16 protein-coding genes are annotated in these 17977 nt (G+C 72.1%); 10 read left to right on the top strand and 6 right to left on the bottom strand.

The genetic code is table 11. The annotated features are described in order from the left end of the window. Nucleotides 1-151 precede the first annotated feature (151 nt). The 3 genes from AC1DQF_RS12085 to AC1DQF_RS12095 all read left to right on the top strand — a co-directional run bounded on the left by AC1DQF_RS12085 (nucleotide 152) and on the right by AC1DQF_RS12095 (nucleotide 2710). Nucleotides 152-760, top strand: a complete 609-nt coding sequence (locus AC1DQF_RS12085; RefSeq protein ID WP_477525465.1) for a GNAT family N-acetyltransferase — start codon at nucleotides 152-154, stop codon at nucleotides 758-760. Nucleotides 761-866: 106 nt separating this feature from the next. Then, a complete protein-coding gene (locus AC1DQF_RS12090; RefSeq protein WP_477525466.1) occupies nucleotides 867-2345 on the top strand; it encodes a hypothetical protein in 1479 nt (492 codons plus the stop codon). Next, complete coding sequence (locus tag AC1DQF_RS12095) at nucleotides 2342-2710, top strand: hypothetical protein (protein WP_477525467.1); 369 nt, start codon at nucleotides 2342-2344, stop codon at nucleotides 2708-2710. The genes AC1DQF_RS12090 and AC1DQF_RS12095 overlap by 4 nt, the downstream gene beginning before the upstream one ends. Here AC1DQF_RS12095 and AC1DQF_RS12100 read toward each other — a convergent pair. Beyond that, nucleotides 2678-3220 carry a hypothetical protein gene (locus AC1DQF_RS12100; RefSeq protein ID WP_477525468.1) on the bottom strand — a complete coding sequence of 181 codons (543 nt, stop codon included), beginning with the start codon at nucleotides 3218-3220 and terminating at the stop codon, nucleotides 2678-2680. The two genes, AC1DQF_RS12095 and AC1DQF_RS12100, sit on opposite strands and share 33 nt — an antisense overlap. Nucleotides 3221-3341: 121 nt before the next feature. On the opposite strand from AC1DQF_RS12100, the gene AC1DQF_RS12105 reads away from it, so the two are divergent. The 4 genes from AC1DQF_RS12105 (at nucleotide 3342) to AC1DQF_RS12120 (ending at nucleotide 8651) form a co-directional block, all read left to right on the top strand. Then, nucleotides 3342-4241 (top strand): NUDIX domain-containing protein, encoded by a 900-nt coding sequence (locus tag AC1DQF_RS12105; RefSeq protein WP_477525469.1) that lies wholly within the window; start codon nucleotides 3342-3344, stop codon nucleotides 4239-4241. Beyond that, nucleotides 4238-5152 (top strand): SMP-30/gluconolactonase/LRE family protein, encoded by a 915-nt coding sequence (locus AC1DQF_RS12110; protein ID WP_477525470.1) that lies wholly within the window; start codon nucleotides 4238-4240, stop codon nucleotides 5150-5152. Before AC1DQF_RS12105 ends, AC1DQF_RS12110 begins: the two co-directional genes overlap by 4 nt. A 23-nt stretch (nucleotides 5153-5175) precedes the next feature. Next, complete coding sequence (gene dxs, locus AC1DQF_RS12115) at nucleotides 5176-7080, top strand: 1-deoxy-D-xylulose-5-phosphate synthase (protein ID WP_477525471.1); 1905 nt, start codon at nucleotides 5176-5178, stop codon at nucleotides 7078-7080. A gap of 74 nt (nucleotides 7081-7154) precedes the next feature. Next, nucleotides 7155-8651, top strand: coding sequence for an amino acid permease (locus AC1DQF_RS12120; RefSeq protein WP_477525472.1), 1497 nt, complete (start codon nucleotides 7155-7157; stop codon nucleotides 8649-8651). 4 nt (nucleotides 8652-8655) lie between these two features. Here AC1DQF_RS12120 and AC1DQF_RS12125 read toward each other — a convergent pair whose 3' ends face one another. The 4 genes from AC1DQF_RS12125 to AC1DQF_RS12140 all read right to left on the bottom strand — a co-directional run bounded on the left by AC1DQF_RS12125 (nucleotide 8656) and on the right by AC1DQF_RS12140 (nucleotide 13780). Then, entirely contained in the window at nucleotides 8656-9789 is a 1134-nt protein-coding gene (locus AC1DQF_RS12125; RefSeq protein ID WP_477525473.1) for a hypothetical protein, read from the bottom strand. Further along, a complete protein-coding gene (locus AC1DQF_RS12130) occupies nucleotides 9786-10337 on the bottom strand; it encodes a SigE family RNA polymerase sigma factor (protein WP_477525474.1) in 552 nt (183 codons plus the stop codon). The genes AC1DQF_RS12125 and AC1DQF_RS12130 overlap by 4 nt, the downstream gene beginning before the upstream one ends. Nucleotides 10338-10469: 132 nt before the next feature. Beyond that, entirely contained in the window at nucleotides 10470-12572 is a 2103-nt protein-coding gene (locus AC1DQF_RS12135; RefSeq protein WP_477525475.1) for a 3-hydroxyacyl-CoA dehydrogenase NAD-binding domain-containing protein, read from the bottom strand. Continuing rightward, complete coding sequence (locus tag AC1DQF_RS12140; protein WP_477525476.1) at nucleotides 12569-13780, bottom strand: thiolase family protein; 1212 nt, start codon at nucleotides 13778-13780, stop codon at nucleotides 12569-12571. Before AC1DQF_RS12140 ends, AC1DQF_RS12135 begins: the two co-directional genes overlap by 4 nt. A gap of 129 nt (nucleotides 13781-13909) precedes the next feature. Here AC1DQF_RS12140 and AC1DQF_RS12145 point away from each other — a divergent pair, with 129 nt between their 5' ends. The 3 genes from AC1DQF_RS12145 (at nucleotide 13910) to AC1DQF_RS12155 (ending at nucleotide 17085) form a co-directional block, all read left to right on the top strand. Continuing rightward, entirely contained in the window at nucleotides 13910-14833 is a 924-nt protein-coding gene (locus tag AC1DQF_RS12145; RefSeq protein WP_477525477.1) for a PAC2 family protein, read from the top strand. Further along, nucleotides 14833-15693 carry an acyl-CoA thioesterase gene (locus tag AC1DQF_RS12150; protein ID WP_477525478.1) on the top strand — a complete coding sequence of 287 codons (861 nt, stop codon included), beginning with the start codon at nucleotides 14833-14835 and terminating at the stop codon, nucleotides 15691-15693. Before AC1DQF_RS12145 ends, AC1DQF_RS12150 begins: the two co-directional genes overlap by 1 nt. Before the next feature lie 177 nt (nucleotides 15694-15870). Beyond that, nucleotides 15871-17085 (top strand): M23 family metallopeptidase, encoded by a 1215-nt coding sequence (locus AC1DQF_RS12155; protein WP_477525479.1) that lies wholly within the window; start codon nucleotides 15871-15873, stop codon nucleotides 17083-17085. A gap of 6 nt (nucleotides 17086-17091) precedes the next feature. On the opposite strand, the gene AC1DQF_RS12160 is transcribed toward AC1DQF_RS12155, so the two are convergent. Next, nucleotides 17092-17976 (bottom strand): MaoC family dehydratase, encoded by an 885-nt coding sequence (locus AC1DQF_RS12160; RefSeq protein WP_477525480.1) that lies wholly within the window; start codon nucleotides 17974-17976, stop codon nucleotides 17092-17094. Nucleotide 17977: the final 1 nt, after the last annotated feature.

Consider the following 17977-nt stretch of genomic DNA (forward strand, 5'->3'; position numbering starts at 1 on the left):
ACCTCCGGCTGCGTCTCGGGCCTGTACGCCGTCGTCGCCTCGCCGAGGTCGGTGGTGGCTTCCTCGACGCGCTGACCATCGCCGGGCTCGCGGCCGGGCTGCGCGAGCGGCTGGCGGCCGGGGCGGGTGTGCCTCCGTGAGCGTGTCCGACGTGGACGACGCCATCGAGGTCCGCCCGGCGCGCGCGGACGACCACGCCGGCATCGACCGGGTGATCCGCGACGCGTTCGGTGACCACGACCCGGCGGAGGGGCGCAAGGTCGGCGACCTGTGGCCCGACGTCCGGGGGAGCGGCCACGTGCTCGCCGAGCACGTCGCCGTCCGCGCCGGCCGGGTGGTCGGGCACGTCGGCGTGAGCCGGTGCTGGATCGACGCCCGCCGTGAGCTCGTCGACGCGGCCATGCTGAGCCCGTTGAGCACCGCCCCGGACGAGCAGCGGGGAGGTGTCGGCACGGCGCTCGTCGCGGCGGCGGTCGCCGCGTCCGCGTCGCTGGTGCCCGCACTGTTCCTGGAGGGCAGCCCGTTCTTCTACGGGAAGCGGGGCTTCACGAGGGCGAGCACCCACGGCTTCGAGGCGCCCTCGCGACGTACTCCGGAAGCCGCGTTCCAGGTCGTGCTCATGGACTCCTTCGAGGAGTGGATGACCGGCCGGATGGTCTACCCGGATGTCTGGTGGCGCCATGGGGCGGCGGGTCTCCGCGACCCCGACCTGGCGTTCCTCGAGGAGCTCTTCGCGCGGGAGCTTCCTCCTCCTTCGTGAGCCGCGTGTGGTCCACAGGGTGCCGCGATCTCGCAGTTCTCCACAGATCGCGACGGGTCGGCCGCTCGTGTTGCATCGAACAGGTGTTCGAGGAAGACTTGGATGCATGACCCCACCGGCTGCCGAGACCCTCGCGGGACACGCGTGCGTCGACGAGCTGTCCGCGGTCGGACTGCTCGCCGAGGCCGCGGCGGCCCTGCGCGTCCGACGCGGGGCCGAGGTGGCGGAGCTGGRGCTGGCGGCCCAGTGGGCGGTCCTGCACGCGCAGCCGGAGGACCGTCGGGATCCCATGATCTCCCCGGGCGGCGAGGGCACGCCGTCGCTGCGGGAGTATGCAGTCGCGGAGCTGGCGATGGCGCGGGAGACGCATCCGGCGACGACGCGGGCCCTGCTGGCCGACGTGCTGGACCTGGTCCACCGGCTGCCGCTGACGTGGGCGCGGGTGCAGTCCCTGGAGTGTGAGCCCTGGGTGGCGCGCAAGGTCGCGGTCCAGTCGCGGAAGGTGCCGGCCGAGTGGGTGGGGGTGGTGGACCGCGCGGTGTCTGCGGCGATCACCGGGCACGCGCCGGCGACGGTGCTGGAGCTCGCGCGGGCCAAGGTGATCGAGGCCGATCCGGAGGGTCACGCGATGGAGCGCGAGCGGTCGCGGCACGAGCGCTACATGACGCTGTCGCGCGCCGACGAGTTCGGGTTCCGGCACGTGATCGCGCGGGTCACCGCGGGCGACGCGGCGTGGATCGATGCGATGGTCGACCGGGTGGCCGACATCCTGGCGCTCGAGCACGGTCACGACCACAACCGCGGCGAGCTGCGGGCCGACGCCCTGGGGTGGCTGGCGCGACCGGCGGACCTGTTGCGGCTGCTGCTGGAGCACACGCCGGACGACAAGAGCGAGGTCGACGACGCCGACGGGACGCGGCCGGAGGAGACGGACGAGGCACGGATGCCACGGCAGCCGCGCTGGGCTCCGGAGCACCTGGCCCGCACGGTGGAGCGTCTGGCGTCACTGACGCCGCGACAGCTGGCGTCGATGCGCGGACGTGGGACGGTGTTCGTCCATGTCGCCGAGCAGGCATTGACCCGGCAGGCCGGCCTCGCCCGGGTCGAGGGCGTGGGTCCGGTCCTGGTGCAGTCCCTCATGGAGCTGCTCGGGCACGCGGACGTGACGCTCCGGCCGGTGCTGGACCTTGCGGACCGGCCTCGGGTGGACGCCTACGAGCACCCCGACCGGCTCAAGGACCACGTGTGGGCGCAGTGCGGTGGAGACGTGTTCCCGTTCACGCCCCGGACCGCGACCCGCGACCGGGTCGACTTCGACCACCCCACGCCCTTCGTGCCGATGGACCGGGGTGGTGATCCGGGACAGACGGGGGCACACAACTCGGGACCGCTGCGCCGCACCCATCACCGTTGGAAGACCCACGGGGGCTACCGCTGCCGGCAGGCGGGACCTGGGCGTCACCTGTGGCAGACCCCCCACGGGCTGTGCTACCTGGTCGACCGCACGGGCACGCATGCCCTGACGCCCGAGCAGGCCGAGACCATGCTCAGCGCACCGCCCGGCCTCGAGATCTACTGGCCATGAGACCCGTCGCGCCCCCCGGGTGGCCCCGTGAGGTCCGCCCACCGGACGCGCCCGACTGGGAGGCCACCGCGGCGAGCTGGCTGCTGGACCTGTGCCCCGCCGAGTACCGCCGCTACCCCGGGCTGCGCCGCCATGTCGTCGTGCTGGCCCGGTTCGCCGTCCTGCACGTCGAGGCCCAGCAGGCCGCGTGCCGTCGTGGTCTCAGTCAGATCCGGGCCGACCTCAAGGACGTGGCCACCCTGGAGGTCGTCGAGGCGGCCGTCCAGACCTTCCAGCTCGACGACGCGCGCCTCCAGTCGACGCGTCGCGCGGTCGGACTGGTCGAGGAGGCCCTACGAGGACGTCGTTACGTCGCTCGGCTCTAGCGCCCCGCCCGGCAACCATCGCGGCACCACCGAAGGCAACCAGAGGCGCAGGGACCAGACGTACAGGAGCGTCAGGGGCACCCAACCCAGCAGTGCGTGCCCGAACGGATGCACCGTCCGGGGATAGTCGAATCCTCCCTGCCCGTCGGCCGCGCAGATCCCGGGCACCTCACCGGCCCAGCAGGGCGACACCAGGTGGGGGAGCAGCTCGGCGCCGACCAGCACCACGAGCGGACCGGCAACGAGCAGGACGCACCTCACCACCACCGGGAGGGGGCGCGGGCCGACCAGCACAAGGGCGGCGGACACCACGGCCAGGACCAGGGCGACGACCACCAGCACCGTGGGGGCCACCGGCAGGTCGGCGACCCGCTCGATCCCCGAGGGGAGCGGCTCGGATCCAGCGCCCGCGTCGTCCCCCAGATCCGGGAACACGAAGCCCAGCAACGCCACCGCAGTGCCCGCAGCGATCGCCACGCCGGCGGCGAGCACGGTCAGTGTCACGGACACGCGCCCCGTGCGTAGCGCCCACGTCCCCCGAGTAGCCATGCCCCATGGTGCCGCGCCGACCACACGCCTGTCATGCCCCAGGTCGGGCACGCCACGCGACCGGATGGCTAGGGTCGCCGACATGCACACCTTCGCCGACGTCGCGGTCCTCGACCACCGGGGTTGGGTGCTGATGCAGGAGCGGGACGAGCACGCGCCGCACGATCCCGAGCGGTGGGGCCTGCCCGGAGGGGACCTCGAACCCGGCGAGGACTTCCGCGCCGCCGCCGTGCGTGAGCTGTCGGAGGAGACGGGGATCCGCGTCGAGCCCGACCGGCTCGAGTCCCTCGGGACCACCCGCTTCCACAGCGACTCGTGCGGGGGCGAGGACGAGTTCGAGCTCTTCGCCGTACGCCTGGACGTGACCGACGACGACGTGGTGTGCGGTGAGGGACGGCAGCTGGTCTTCGTCGACCCCTCGACGTTCCCCGACCTGGACCTGCACCAGGCCGCGAGACTGGGCCTGCCACTGGTCCTGCGGTGGCGCGACGACCCGTCCGTCGACACCTCCTCGCAGCACCTCTTCGCGGGCGTGCTCCTCGTGGACCCCCGCGGCTGGCTGCTGCTCCAGGAGCGTGACGAGCACCCGCGCATCGACCCCGAGAAGTGGGGCCTGCCCGGCGGCCACCTCGACCCCGGGGAGGACTTCGGGCCCGGCGCCCACCGCGAGCTCGAGGAGGAGACCGGGGTCCGCCTGTCTGCAGACGAGCTCGAGCTCTTCGGCGAGTTCGTCGTCGACCACCGGGCGGCGTACGGCACGTTCGACCGCATGCAGGTCTTCGCCGCCGCGACCGGGCTCACCGACGACGACATCGAGTGCCACGAGGGTCGCCGGATCGTGTTCGTCGAGCCGCAGCAGGCCCGTGGCCTCGACCTGTCCAGCGCGGCGGCCGACATCGTTCCGGCGTTCCTCGACTCCGACCTCTACCGACGCCTCACGCAACGGCCCGGGTCCGACCGGGCGCGACAGGAGACCCCATGACCTTCACCGTGCACCCGGTCCCCGGCCCCGGAGCCGAGGACGTCGTCGTCGCCGCGGACGGGCACGTCTACACCGGCACCGAGGACGGCTCGATCTTCCGGCTCAGCCCCGACGGCCGGAACGTCGAGCGGGTCGCCCGCACCGGCGGCCGCCCGCTCGGGCTCGAGCTGTTCGCCGACGGCGACCTGCTGGTCTGCGACGCGCACCGCGGGCTGCTGGTAGTGCACCTGGCGGACGGCTCCGTCGAGAGCCTCGTCAACCACGTCGACGGCGCCGCCATGCGCTTCTGCAACAACGCCGCCATCGCCGGCGACGGCACCATCTGGTTCAGCGACTCCTCCACGCGCTACGGCGTCGAGCAGTGGAAGGACGACTTCATCCAGGACACCCGCACCGGCCGCCTGCTGCGCCGCGACCCCGGCGGCGCGGTCACGGTCGTCCTCGACGGGCTCGCCTTCGCCAACGGCGTCGCCCTGAGCATCGACGAGCGCTACGTCGCCGTCGCCGAGACGGGCGCGCGCACCGTCGTACGCCACTGGCTCCAGGGCCCGCGGGCCGGGGAGCGGGACCTGTTGGTGGGCGACCTGCCCGGCTACCCCGACAACATCGCCCGTGGCAGCGACGGCCTGGTCTGGGTCACCATCGCCAGCCCGCTCGACCCCGTCGTCGAGCGCCTCCAGCGGGCGCCGCTGGCGGTCCGCCGGCTCGCCACCCGGATCCCCGAGCGACTGCAGCCCCGGCCCAAGCAGACGATCCGCGTCCAGGCGTACGACGACGAGGGCACGCTCGTGCACGACATCGACCTGCACGTGCCCGGCTACCACATGGTCACCGGGGTGCGCGAGCACGACGGACGGGTCTGGATGGGGAGCCTCCACGAGCCCGCGGTGGCCGTCTACGACCTGGCCTGAAGGGGCCGCATAGACTCCCCGCCATGGGTCAACTCGAGTCGATCACGTCCCCGCAGGACCTGCGCGGGCTCAGCGACGACCAGCTCACGGAGCTGGCAGCGGAGATCCGGGACCTCATGATCCGGACGGTGGCCACCAACAGCGGCCACCTCGGTCCCAACCTCGGTGTCGTCGAGCTCACGCTCGCCATCCACCGGGTCTTCGAGAGCCCCCATGACCGCGTCGTCTTCGACACCGGCCACCAGTCCTACGTGCACAAGCTCGTCACCGGACGCCGCGAGGCCTTCGGCACGCTGCGCAAGGAGGGTGGCGTCAGCGGCTACCCCAGCCAGGCCGAGTCCGAGCACGACATCGTCGAGAACTCCCACGCCTCGACCGCGCTGTCCTACGCCGACGGCCTGGCCAAGGCCTACGCGATCCAGGGCCAGGACCGCCACGTCGTCGCCGTCATCGGCGACGGAGCCCTCACCGGCGGCATGGCCTGGGAGGCGCTCAACAACATCGCCATCAACCCCCAGAGCCGGCTCGTCATCGTGGTCAACGACAACGGCCGCTCCTACACGCCCACCATCGGCGGGCTCGCCACGGCGCTGACCACCCTGCGCACCGACCCGCAGTACGAACGCCTCCTCGAGGTCGTCAAGCGCCGCCTCAACGCCGTGCCCGGCATCGGCCACGCGGCGTACGACGCGCTGCACGCGGTCAAGAAGGGCATGAAGGACGCGCTGGCGCCCCAGGGCCTCTTCGAGGACCTCGGCCTGAAGTACGTCGGGCCGATCGACGGCCACGACCGGGCGGCCATGGAGAACGCACTCGGCCGGGCCAAGCGCTTCGGCGGGCCGGTCATCGTGCACGCGATCACCCGCAAGGGCTTCGGCTACGACCCCGCCGAGCGGCACGAGGCCGACCAGTTCCACGCGCCCGGCCCCTTCGACGTCCAGACCGGCGCGGAGAAGCCCAAGGGACGCATCTGGACCGACCACTTCTCCGACGCGATCGTCGAGGTGGGGGAGCGCCGCAAGGACGTCGTCGCGATCACCGCCGCGATGATGCACCCGGTCGGGCTCGACACCTTCGCCGCGAGGTTCCCCGAGCGCACCTTCGACGTGGGCATCGCCGAGCAGCACGCCACCACGTCGGCGGCCGGCCTGGCGATGGGCGGGCTCCACCCGGTGTTCGCCGTCTACGCGACCTTCCTCAACCGGGCCTTCGACCAGGTCCTGATGGACTGCGCGCTGCACCGGTGCGGGGTGACCTTCGTGCTGGACCGCTCCGGCGTGACCGGCGACGACGGGGCCAGCCACAACGGCATGTGGGACATGTCGATCCTCCAGGTCGTCCCCGGCCTGCGGCTGGCGGCGCCCCGTGACGTCACCCGTCTCCGCGAGCTGCTCGACGAGGCGGTCGACGTCTCCGACGCCCCGACCGTGGTGCGGTTCCCCAAGGGACCGCCGCCCGAGGACATCGACACGATCGGCAAGGCCGGCGGCGCCGACGTGCTCGTGCGCACCGGCGCCCAGGACGTGCTCGTGGTGGCCGTCGGCTCCATGTGCACCGTCGCCGTCGACGTCGCGGAGCGCCTCACCGCCCAGGGCATCGGCGTCACCGTCGTCGACCCCCGCTGGGTCAAGCCGATAGACCCGGCCATCGTCGAGCTGGCCCGACAGCACCGCCTCGTCGTGAGCGTGGAGGACAACGGGCGAGTGGGTGGCTGCGGGGCCACACTGCTCCAGACCCTCAACGACGCCGGTGTGACCACGCCCTTCCGCCTCCACGGCATCCCTCAGGAGTTCCTCGACCACGCCAAGCGCGACGTGATCCTGGCCCGCATCGGCCTGGACGCCCAGACCATCGCACGCGGCATCGTCGAGGACGTGACCGCGCACGACGACGGCCGTGTGTCCGTGGACGTCCCGCACCGCAGCTGAGCGTCGGTCCGCCTCTCCACGCCGCGGCGTGGAATGACTCGCCAGTAGCCCTGCGGGCTGGGTAGGTTGCCACGATGAGCAGTCTCTTCCGGACGAAGACAGTCGAGCAGTCGATCGCGGAGACCGAGGAGCCGGAGCACCGGCTCAAGAAGAACCTCGGCGCCCTCGACCTGACGATCTTCGGCGTCGGCGTCATCATCGGTGCCGGCATCTTCGTCTACACCGGCGTGGTGGCCGCCACCAACGCCGGTCCAGCCATCGCGATCTCCTTCGCCATCGCCGGGATGGCCTGCGCGCTCGCCGCGCTCTGCTACGCCGAGTTCGCCTCCACCGTGCCGGTGGCGGGCAGCGCCTACACGTTCAGCTACGCGACGTTCGGCGAGCTCGTCGCCTGGATCATCGGGTGGGACCTGGTGCTGGAGTTCACCGTCGGCGCCTCGGCGCTGTCGGTCGGCTTCTCCGGCTACCTGCAGAACGTGCTGGACGGCACCCCCTTCGAGGTCCCCACGGCGATCGGCTCCGCCGCGGACGGGGTGGTGGACCTGCCCGCAATGCTGATCGCGCTGCTGGTGGCCGGCGTGCTCATCGGTGGTGTCCGGCTCTCCAGCCGGGTCAACCAGGTCGTCGTGGCCATCAAGCTGGCCGTGGTCGCGCTGGTGATCGTGGTGGGTGTCACCTACATCAACACCGCCAACTACACCCCCTTCATCCCGCCGAGCGAGCCGACCAGCGGCGCCGAGGGCGGCTTCTGGAAGACCCCGCTCATCAGCAGCATCTTCGGCCTCGAGCCGGCCGTCTTCGGCGTGGCCGGCGTCATCGCGGGCGCGGCCATCGTGTTCTTCGCCTTCATCGGCTTCGACGTCGTGGCCACCACCGCGGAGGAGACCCGCAACCCGCAGAAGAACGTCCCGATCGGCATCCTGGGCTCGCTGGCGATCGTCACCGTGCTCTACATCGCCGTCTGCCTGGTCATCACCGGCATGCAGGACTACCGCGACATCGACCCCAACGACCCGGCCCCCCTCGCGACTGCGTTCGACCAGGCCGGCGTGGAGTGGATCGGCAACATCATCGCCGTCGGCGCCACCATCGGCCTGACCGTCGTCGTGCTGATCCTGATGCTGGGCCAGACCCGGGTGGCCTTCGCGATGGCCCGCGACGGGCTGYTGCCGCCGGTGCTCGCCAAGGTGCACCCGACGTACGGCACGCCCTACGTCATGACCGCCATCACCGGCGTCGGCGTCGCGCTGCTGTCCGGATTCGTGGACTTCGCGACCCTGGGCGACCTGGTGAGCATCGGGACGCTGTTCGCCTTCATGCTCGTCTCGGTCGGCGTGCTGGTGCTGCGCCGCACCCGGCCGGACCTGCCGCGCGCCTTCCGCACCCCGGCCGTGTACCTCGTCTCGACGCTGTCGGTGCTCCTGTGCGGCTACCTGATGCTCAACCTGATCGGCGAGACCTGGGTGCGCTTCTTCGTCTGGATGGCGATCGGCCTCGTCGTCTACTTCGCCTACGGCCGCACCCACAGCCGGCTCGCGCGCGCCGAGCAGGCGGAGCGCGCGAGCCGCTGAGGCCTCACTCGTCCATCGAGGTGCCGATCGGGACGACGACACCGTCGTCGACGGTGCCGATGCCGGAGGCGGTCACGGTGCACCCCCCGCCCACCTCGCAGGTGAGCAGGTCGACGCTGGCGGCGTCGTACGGCTTGTTGAGTCCGAGCCCGACGTAGGTGTCCGTGTCCGCCCAGCCGTAGCCGACGAAGAACGAGTAGCCGTCGACCCGTGCGTCGGTGGGAGCACCGGTGGCGGTGTCGAAGAGGGCGGCCTCGTCGGGGTCGGTCTCGCCGAGCAGCCACCGCCCGTCGGGGGACAGGGAGAAGCCGTTCCACGCCGGAACGACCGTCCCCTCGCCCAGGCCCTCGCCGACGCGGTAGGTGCTCTCGCCGTCAGCCACGTCGACGCTGTGGGCGATCAGCCCCGCCTTGACGTCGTCGACGGTGAAGCCGCCCGCCGCACCGACGACCCGCTGCCTGTCGGTCGCCGGGTCCCATGCGACCAGGCCGCGGGAGTCCCGGACGTAGACCTCGCCACCGTCGACGGCATAGACCAGCGCAGGGTCCCGCTCGTCGCGGAGGCGTCCCATGCCCGGTTCGGCCTGCAGGCTGCTGCGGACCACGCCGCTGCCGGTCGACTGGTCGAGGACGGCGTACACCGGCATCTCCCCGTCGCGCTCCGTCCACGCGACCAGGGAGCCGTCGGTCTCGAGCGAGGGGTGCTGGGCGTGCGTGCGCCCGACCTCCAGCGGTGCGCCGTCCCCGTCGGCCGCCCACACGGCGCCCTCCCGGTCGGTGAAGACGACGCCGGCGTCCGACTGGACCATCGCGACCACGTCGCGCCCGACGTCGAAGGTGCGCCCGTCGACGTGCACGGTCGCGCCGAGGGCGTACGCCGGCTCGTGGGCGTCGAACGCCGCGGCGAACGGCGACTCGCTGGTGGTGGTGGCCGTCGTGGTGCCGGACGGCCAGAGCGAGGGTGCGCCGACGGCGACGACCGCCGCGGCCGCCGCGGCCAGTCCCGCGAGCCCGATCGAGCGCGTGCGCCGGCGGGCGACCCGCTGCTCGCCGTCGCGGACCATCGCCGCCACGTCGAGCTGCGGCGGGTCGAGGGAGTCGGCGCGGTCGTGCATGACGTCCTCGAGGAGTCCGGTCATGGGGTCACCGCCATCAGGTCGTGGGGGAGCAGCTCGAGGTGCTCGCCGCCGTGGGAGTCGAGGGTCGTGCGGAGGGTGGCCAGCGCGGCGTGCACCTGGCTCTTGACGGTGCCGACGGCGCACCCCAGCGCTGCTGCCGTCTGGGCCTCGGTGAGGTCCTCGTAGTAGCGCAGCACCACCGCCGCACGCTGGCGCGGCGGCAGGGACCGGATCGCGGACCAGACCCACTCGCGGCGCGCCAGGTCGTCACCGAGGCCGTCGGTGCGACCGTCGGAGGGGGCTTCGGGAATGGCGTCGCTCGGCCGCTCCTGCCACGRCCTGCGGCGGTACCAGGAGATCGCGGTCGTGGTGATCACCTTGCGGGTGTAGGCCTCGGCCTTCGCGGGGTCTCGCAACGTCGGCCACGCGACGTACGTCTTGGTGAGGGCCTCCTGGAGGAGGTCCTGGGCGAGCTGCCGCTCGCCGACCATGAGGTACGCCGAACGGTGGAGCGCGGCGGACCGGGCGGCCACGAACTCGGCGAAGGCCGCCGGGTCGCGTCGGGGCATCAGGACTCCTGGGGAGGTCGTCGGGGTGGGTCACCCGTCATGACGATCTCACTGGTGCGAAAGGTTCGGTGGCGAACGCGGCGAGGGCGCCCGACCAGCCGGTCGGACGCCCTCGCCGCTGGTGCGGACGGATCAGTGGAAACGCGTGCCGTTGACCTTCTCGGAGATGCCCGCGATGTCGAGCAGCATGGTCAGGCCGCCGTTCCAGAACGAGAACCCGGCGCCGGTGATCATGGCCAGGTCGAGGTCCTCGGGGGCGGCCACGACGCCCTCGTCGAGCATCAGCCGTGCCTCCTGGGCCAGGCCCGAGAGGACCCGCTCGCGCACCTCGCTTGCGGACAGCTCGACCGGGGACTCCGGCTTCTCGAGGAGGTCGAGCACCTCGGGGTCGATGGAGAGGTCGGGGGCGTAGTACGACACCTTCTTGGCCGCCACCACCCGCTCCAGCGCGGGAGACACGTAGAAGCGGTCCGGGAAGGCGCGGTGCAGGGTCTCGTTGTTGTGCAGCGCGATCGCGGGCCCGACGAGCGACAGGAGCATGAACGGCGGCATCGGGGCGACGCCCGCGAAGGCGCCGTCCGCGACGGTCACCGGGGTGCCCTCGTCGACGATCCGGCCGACCTCGCCCATGAAGCGACCGAGGAGGCGGTTGACGATGAACGACGGGCTGTCCTTGACCAGGATGGTCGTCTTCTTCAGCGCCTTGCCGGTGGCGAAGGCGGTGGCCAGCGTGGCGTCGTCGGTCTGCTCGCCCTTGACGATCTCGAGCAGCGGCATCACCGCGACCGGGTTGAAGAAGTGGAAGCCCACGACCCGCTCCGGGTGCTCGAGGTCGGCCGCCATCTCGGTGATCGACAGCGACGAGGTGTTGGTCGCGAGGACGCACTCGGGCGACACGACCTTCTCGACGTCGGCGAAGACGGTCTTCTTGACCGACATCTCCTCGAAGACGGCCTCGATGACGAAGTCGGCGTCGCCGAACGCGACCTGCTTGTCGGTCGCGCCGGTGACCAGGGCCTTGTGCCGGTTGGCCTTGTCCTGGTTGTAGCCACGGCCCTTGGCGAGCAGCTTGTCGATCTCGGCGTGCACGTAGGCGACGCCCTTGTCGGCACGCTCCTGGTCGAGGTCGGTGAGGACCACGGGCACCTCGAGGCGGCGTACGAACAGCAGCGCCAGCTGGCTGGCCATCAGGCCGGCGCCGACGATGCCGACCTTGGTCACCGGACGGGCCAGCGAGCGGTCGGGGGCACCGGCGGGCCGCTTGGCCCGCTTCTGCACCAGGTCGAACGCGTAGAGGCTGGCGATCAGCTCCGGCGTGCGCGACATGGCCTCGAGGGCGTCGTCCTCGGCGGCGAAGCCCGCGTCCCGGTCGGCGTCGCGGGYGCCGGCGATCAGCTCGACGGCCTTCTTGGCTGCGGGGGAGGCACCACCGGTCTTGGACGCCACGATGCCCTCGGCGCGCGCGATGGCAGCGTCCCAGGCGTCGCGGTCGACCTCGGGGCGCTCGACGCTCTCCGTGCCGGCGAGCACGCGCGCCGCCCAGAGCAGGGACTGCTCGAGGAAGTCGGCACCGCCGAAGACCGCGTCGGCGAGACCGAGGTCGTACGCCGCGCTGCCGCCGAGCGTCTTGCCGTTGTTGAGCGGGTTCTCCAGGATCAGCGTGACGGCCTTGTCGGCACCCACGAGCTGGGGCACGAGGTAGGCGCCGCCCCACCCGGGGACGAGGCCCAGCATGACCTCGGGCAGGCCCAGGGCCGGCGCCGAGTCCATGACCGTGCGGTACGTGCAGTGGAGCGCGACCTCGAGGCCGCCGCCGAGCGCGAGTCCGTTGATGAACCCGAACGACGGCTTGCCGCCCTCGCCCAGCTTGCGGAAGACCGCGTGGCCCAGCTCGGCCACGGTGCGCACGGCGTCGGGGCCCCCGCCCTGGATCGAGGTCAGGTCCGCCCCGGCGGCCAGGATGAAGGGCTTGCCGGTCACGCCGATCGCGGTGATGGCGTCGTCGGCGAGCGCCTCGTCGATGGCCGCGTCGAGGGCCAGGAGCGAGCGGGGACCGAACGTGTTCGGCTTGGTGTGGTCCTCGCCGTTGTCGAGGGTGATCAGACCGATCGTGGCGGTCGAGCCGTCGACGGGCGGGAGGGCGACCTTGCGCAGGTGCGCCCGGGTCACGCGCTCGGCGTCGGAGGAGATCTCCTCGGCGCGGGCGAGGAGGCTGGTCATGTCGGGCGTGCTCACTTGGTCTCTCCCTCGGTGGTGCCGTTCCAGTGCGGGTTCTCCCAGATCACGGTGCCGCCCATGCCGATGCCGATGCACATGGTGGTGAGGCCGTAGCGGACCTCGGGGCGCTCCTCGAACTGGCGGGCGAGCTGGGTCATCAGGCGCACGCCGGACGAGGCCAGCGGGTGGCCCATGGCGATGGCACCGCCGTAGGGGTTGACGCGGACGTCGTCGTCGGCGATGCCGAAGTGCTCGAGGAAGGCGAGCACCTGCACGGCGAACGCCTCGTTGACCTCGAAGGCCTCGATGTCGTCGATGGTGAGACCGGCCTGGGAGAGCGCCTTCTCCGTCGCCGGGATCGGACCGGCGCCCATGACCTCGGGCTCGACGCCGACGAACGAGAACGACACGAGGCGCATGCGCACGGGGAGGCCGAGCTCGCGCGCGGTCTCCTCGTCGGCCAGCAGGGCGGCGGTGGCGCCGTCGTTGATGCCCGCGGCGTTGCCGGCGGTCACCTTGCCGTGGGCACGGAACGGGGTCTTGAGGCCCGCCAGCGTCTCCATGGTCGTCTCGGGCCGCATCGGCTCGTCGCTGGTGGCCAGGCCCCAGCCGGCCTCGGCGGACCGGGTCGCGACCGGGACGAGGTCGCGCTGCAGCACGCCCGCGTCGTACGCCGCCTTGGTCCTCTGCTGGGAGCGCACGGCGTAGGTGTCGACGCGCTCCTTGGAGATCGAGGGGTAGCGGTCGTGGAGGTTCTCCGCGGTCTTGCCCATCACGAGCGCGTCGGGGTTGACGATCCGCTCGGAGAGGATGCGCGGGTTGGGGTCCACGCCCTCACCCATGGGGTGACGACCCATGTGCTCGACGCCGCCGGCGATGGCCACGTCGTAGGCGCCGAAGGCGATGCCGGAGGCGGTGGTGGTGACGGCGGTCATGGCGCCGGCGCACATCCGGTCGATGGCGAAGCCGGGCACGCTCTGGGGCAGGCCGGCCAGCAGGGCGGCGGTGCGACCGATGGTCAGGCCCTGGTCGCCGATCTGGGTGGTGGCGGCGATGGCGACCTCGTCCACGCGCTCGGGCGGCAGTGACGGGTTGCGACGCATGAGGTCGCGGATGCACTTGATGACGAGGTCGTCGGCGCGCGTCTCGGCGTACTGGCCCTTGGCCTTGCCGAACGGGGTGCGCACGCCGTCGACGAAGACGACCTCTCGCAGCTGACGGGGCACGTGTTCTCCTGGACTGGTCGGAGGATGGAGGGGGGTGTGGACGGCGCTACGTTACCCCCCGGTAACAAGATCAGGGTGGCACCTCGGGTGTGTGCCCGCTCACGCGGTGCACCTCACTAGGCTGTGGGCATGTCAGAACCCTCCCGGCTGGTGCACATCGTCGACGACGTCGAGGGGGTCGCCGACCCCGGCGGGCTCACGATGGTCGTCGTGCTGACCGGCTTCCTCGACGCGGGCCAGTCCGCGGAGGTGGCGGCGCGCCACCTGCAGTCGCTCTCCGAGGGACGCGTGGTGGCGACCTTCGACGTCGACGCGCTGCACGACTACCGTGCCCGGCGTCCTCCGGTCTCGTTCGTGCGTGACCACTACGAGGGCTACGAGGCGCCGCGGCTGGTCGTCCGCGCCCTGCGCGACACCGGCGGCACGCCGTACCTGCTGCTCACCGGCCCCGAGCCCGACATCCGGTGGGAGGGCTTCGCCCGCGCCGTGCGCGAGGTGGTGGAGCGCTTCGACGTGCGCCGCGTGGTCAGCCTCGGCGCCGTGCCGATGGCCGTGCCGCACACCCGCCCCATCGCGATCACCCCGCACGCCAACCGCGTCGAGCTGCTCACCTCCCCGAGCCCGTGGCGCGGCGAGCTCCGGGTGCCCTCGAGCGCCCAGTCGCTGCTCGAGATCCGCCTGGGGGAGTGGGGCCACGACGCGCTGGGCTACGTCGTGCACATCCCGCACTACCTCGCGCAGATGGAGTACCCCCAGGCCGCGACCGTGCTCCTCGAGCAGCTCGAGCTCGGTGGTCACCTGGTCCTCGACCTCACCGAGCTGCGCGAGGCCGCCGAGATCACCGAGACCGAGATCGAGCGCTACCTGTCCTCGCACGACGAGGTCAGTGAGGTCGTGCACGGCCTCGAACGCCAGTACGACGCGTTCCGCGACGCCGAGGAGTCCGGCAGCTCGCTGCTGGCCAGCGACCAGCCGCTGCCGACCGGTGAGGAGATCGGCCAGCAGTTCGAGCAGTTCCTGGCCGGCCTCGACGACGAGAAGGGCCAGGACTGATGGCCGGCTCGGCCGAGGAGCTCGTCTCCCTGCTGGTCCTCGAGCAGCTCGACGTGGACCTGTTCCGCGGGCTCCAGCCCGACACCAACCGCCAGCGCGTCTTCGGTGGCCAGGTCGCGGCCCAGTCGGTGGTCGCCGCCAACCGCAGCGTCGACGACGCCTTCGTCATGCACTCGCTGCACTCCTACTTCCTGCGGCCCGGGGACCCCGCCGTGCCGATCGTGTACGACGTCGAGCGGATCCGCGACGGCCGCTCCTTCGCGACCCGGCGGGTGATGGCACGCCAGCACGGACGGCCGATCTACTACCTGACGGCCAACTTCCAGAAGCCCGAGGACGGCTTCGAGCACCAGGACGTGATGCCCGACGTGGTCGGTCCCGACCAGGGCGTCCGGATGGCCGACCTGGCCCGGCAGCGGGGCCCCGAGGCCGGCCGGGAGTGGGAGCGCGAGTGGTCCGCCCTCGACGTGCGCTATCTCGGTACGTCGGCCATGGGCCTGCCCGAGGATCCCGAGCACCCGGCCCGCGCCCGGTTGTGGCTGCGCATCGCCGGCGACCTCGACGACGACCCGTTGACCCACCAGGCGGCGTTCACCTACGCCAGCGACCTGACCCTGCTCGGCGCCGCACTCGTGCCGCACGGCGTGCACTTCGGCACCCCCGGCATGCAGATGGCCTCGCTCGACCACACCGTGTGGTTCCACCGCCCGTTCCGGGCGGACCGGTGGTGGCTCTACGACCAGGTGTCGCCGACCGCGGTCGGCGGCCGCGGGCTGGCCACCGCGCGGGTGTTCACCGAGGACGGCACGCTGGTGGCCACGGTCGCCCAGGAGGGCCTCATCCGGCTGCGCAGGTCCTGAGCGCCGATCGGGGTGGCTGCGTATAGCACTACAACGGTGTAATTCCCGACATTTCGTGACAGACACGCCGGTGGCTGGTTACGGTTGAGCGCTCGTGTGGCGGTTGTGACCTCTGAGGAGGGAGTGATCCGCCGGCTCTCACGGGCGTCCGCCCCCTGTGACCGAGAGTGATCCCGCGTGCGCCCCCTGACCCGCCCTGCCCTCACGGCCGCCCTGGCGATCGCCCTCGTCGCCACCGCGACGCCCGCCTTCGCCGCGCCGCTGACGCCGTACCAGATGCCGTTCCCGTGCGGACAGACGTGGACCGGCTCCACCCGCGCCTCGCACAGCCCCAGCAGCAGGTCGATCGACTGGAACCGCACCGACGACGCGGGCTCGGCCGTGGTGGCCGCCGCCCCCGGTGTGGTGTCGACCGCCGACGGGACCAGCCGCTCGGGCTACGGCCACCACGTGGTGATCGACCACCTGAACGGCGAGTCCACCGTCTATGCCCACCTCGACGCCGTGGTGGTCGCCGTCGGCCAGCGGGTCGACCAGGGCGCCCAGCTCGGCACCGTCGGGGCGACCGGCAACGCCCACGGCACCCACCTGCACTTCGAGGAGAAGTCCGGGCGCTCGGTCATCTCGGCCTGGTTCGCCGGGACCCCGTACACGTACGGCGCCGCTACGTCCGCCAACTGCGTGGACGTCCCCATCGCCGGCAACTTCGTCGGCGACGGTGCCGCCGAGGTCGGGGTCTACCGGCGCGCGAAGCGCTCCACGTTCCAGGTCAACGACCCCGCCGGCGCCGCTCGCGTCGTGCCCTTCGGTCGCTCCATCGACGAGCCGGTGATCGGCGACTGGGACGGCGACGGTGCCAGCAACGTCGGCATCCGGGTCGCGAAGGCGTCCAAGTTCAAGCTGCAGACGCCGGCCGGCATCCGCAAGGTCGTCTTCGGTGTCCCCTCGGACCGACCGGTCGCGGGCGACTGGAACGGGGACGGGATCTTCGAGGTCGGCGTCCACCGCGCGTCCACCGCGAGCTTCTACCTCCGCGGTGCGGACGGCCGCAGCTGGTCGACGTCGCTGGGTGACAGCGACGACCTGCCGGTGACGGGCGACTGGAACGGTGACCGCATCACCGACCTGGGGGTCTACGACCAGGCCAGCGCCATGTTCACGCTGCTGCTCGTCGACGCCAAGGGACAGCCCTGGCGCGCCGACGTGCAGCTGGGGGCGCCGTGGGACCTGCCGGTCGCCGGCGACTGGGACGGCAACGGCGTCACCGACCTCGGCGTGTGGACCCCGACGACCGCGACGTTCGTGCAGAGCCGGACGGCACCGATGCTGAGCGGGACCACGAGCCAGCGCATGGACGTCACCACGATCCGGTTCGGGCGGCCCCGCCGCTGACCTGCGTCAGGCGGGCGTGGCCCGGCCGAGCAGGTGTGGTGAGGACGTGCGCGGGTCGGTGAGCGCGAACGTGTGCACGCCGTCGTCGACGGTGTCCGCGAACGCGACAGTTCCCGGCAGGAAGACCGGCTTCTTGAAGGTCACCGCCACGGTGACCGCGTCGGGCAGCCTGTTCTCGATGGCGGCGACCGAGCGCGCCAGCGTCCACATGCCGTGCGCGATCTGGCGCTTGAACCCCAGGACCCTCGCCGTCAGCGGGTAGAGGTGGATCGGGTTGTGGTCGCCGGAGACGGCGGCGTAGCGCCGCCCGAGGTCCGCGGGCAGCCGCCACTCGACGCCACCGGTCGGCGCGCCCTCCACGACCAGGCCGCCCGTCGCGCCGGCGTCTCCCCGCCCCCGGCGCAGGTACGTCGAGGTCGACTCCCAGACGATCTCCTCACCGGCCGTGACGGTGGTGACGAAGTCGAGCAGGCTGCCCTTCCGGTGCGGGCGGGGTGCGCCCACCGCGGTCACCAGGTCCAGCACCTCGCCGACGCCGATCGCGCGGTGGGCGGTGATCGTGTTCTCGAGGTGCACGGTGCCGATCCCGGGGTAGGGGAACGCCCGGTCGCCCATGATCGCCATGTGCAGGTCGAAGGCGAGCAGGTGCGGGTAGGGCAGCGGGACCGTGTCCTTGCGCGGGAAGCCGCACGCCGCGGCGTACGCGTCGACGTCGGCGCGGCGTACCTCGACACCGTGGCGGGCGTAGGCCAGCCCGGCGAAGGTCGAGACCGGGTCCTTGCGGACCCCCGGCAGCAGGTTGACGCCCGGTACGGCGGGCAGGGCGGCCCGCACGAGGGTGCCGAGCGCGCTCGGCTCACCGGTCAGCACGGTGGGCTCGGGGGTGGTCACG

Source organism: Nocardioides sp. P4_G4 (assembly GCF_056401085.1).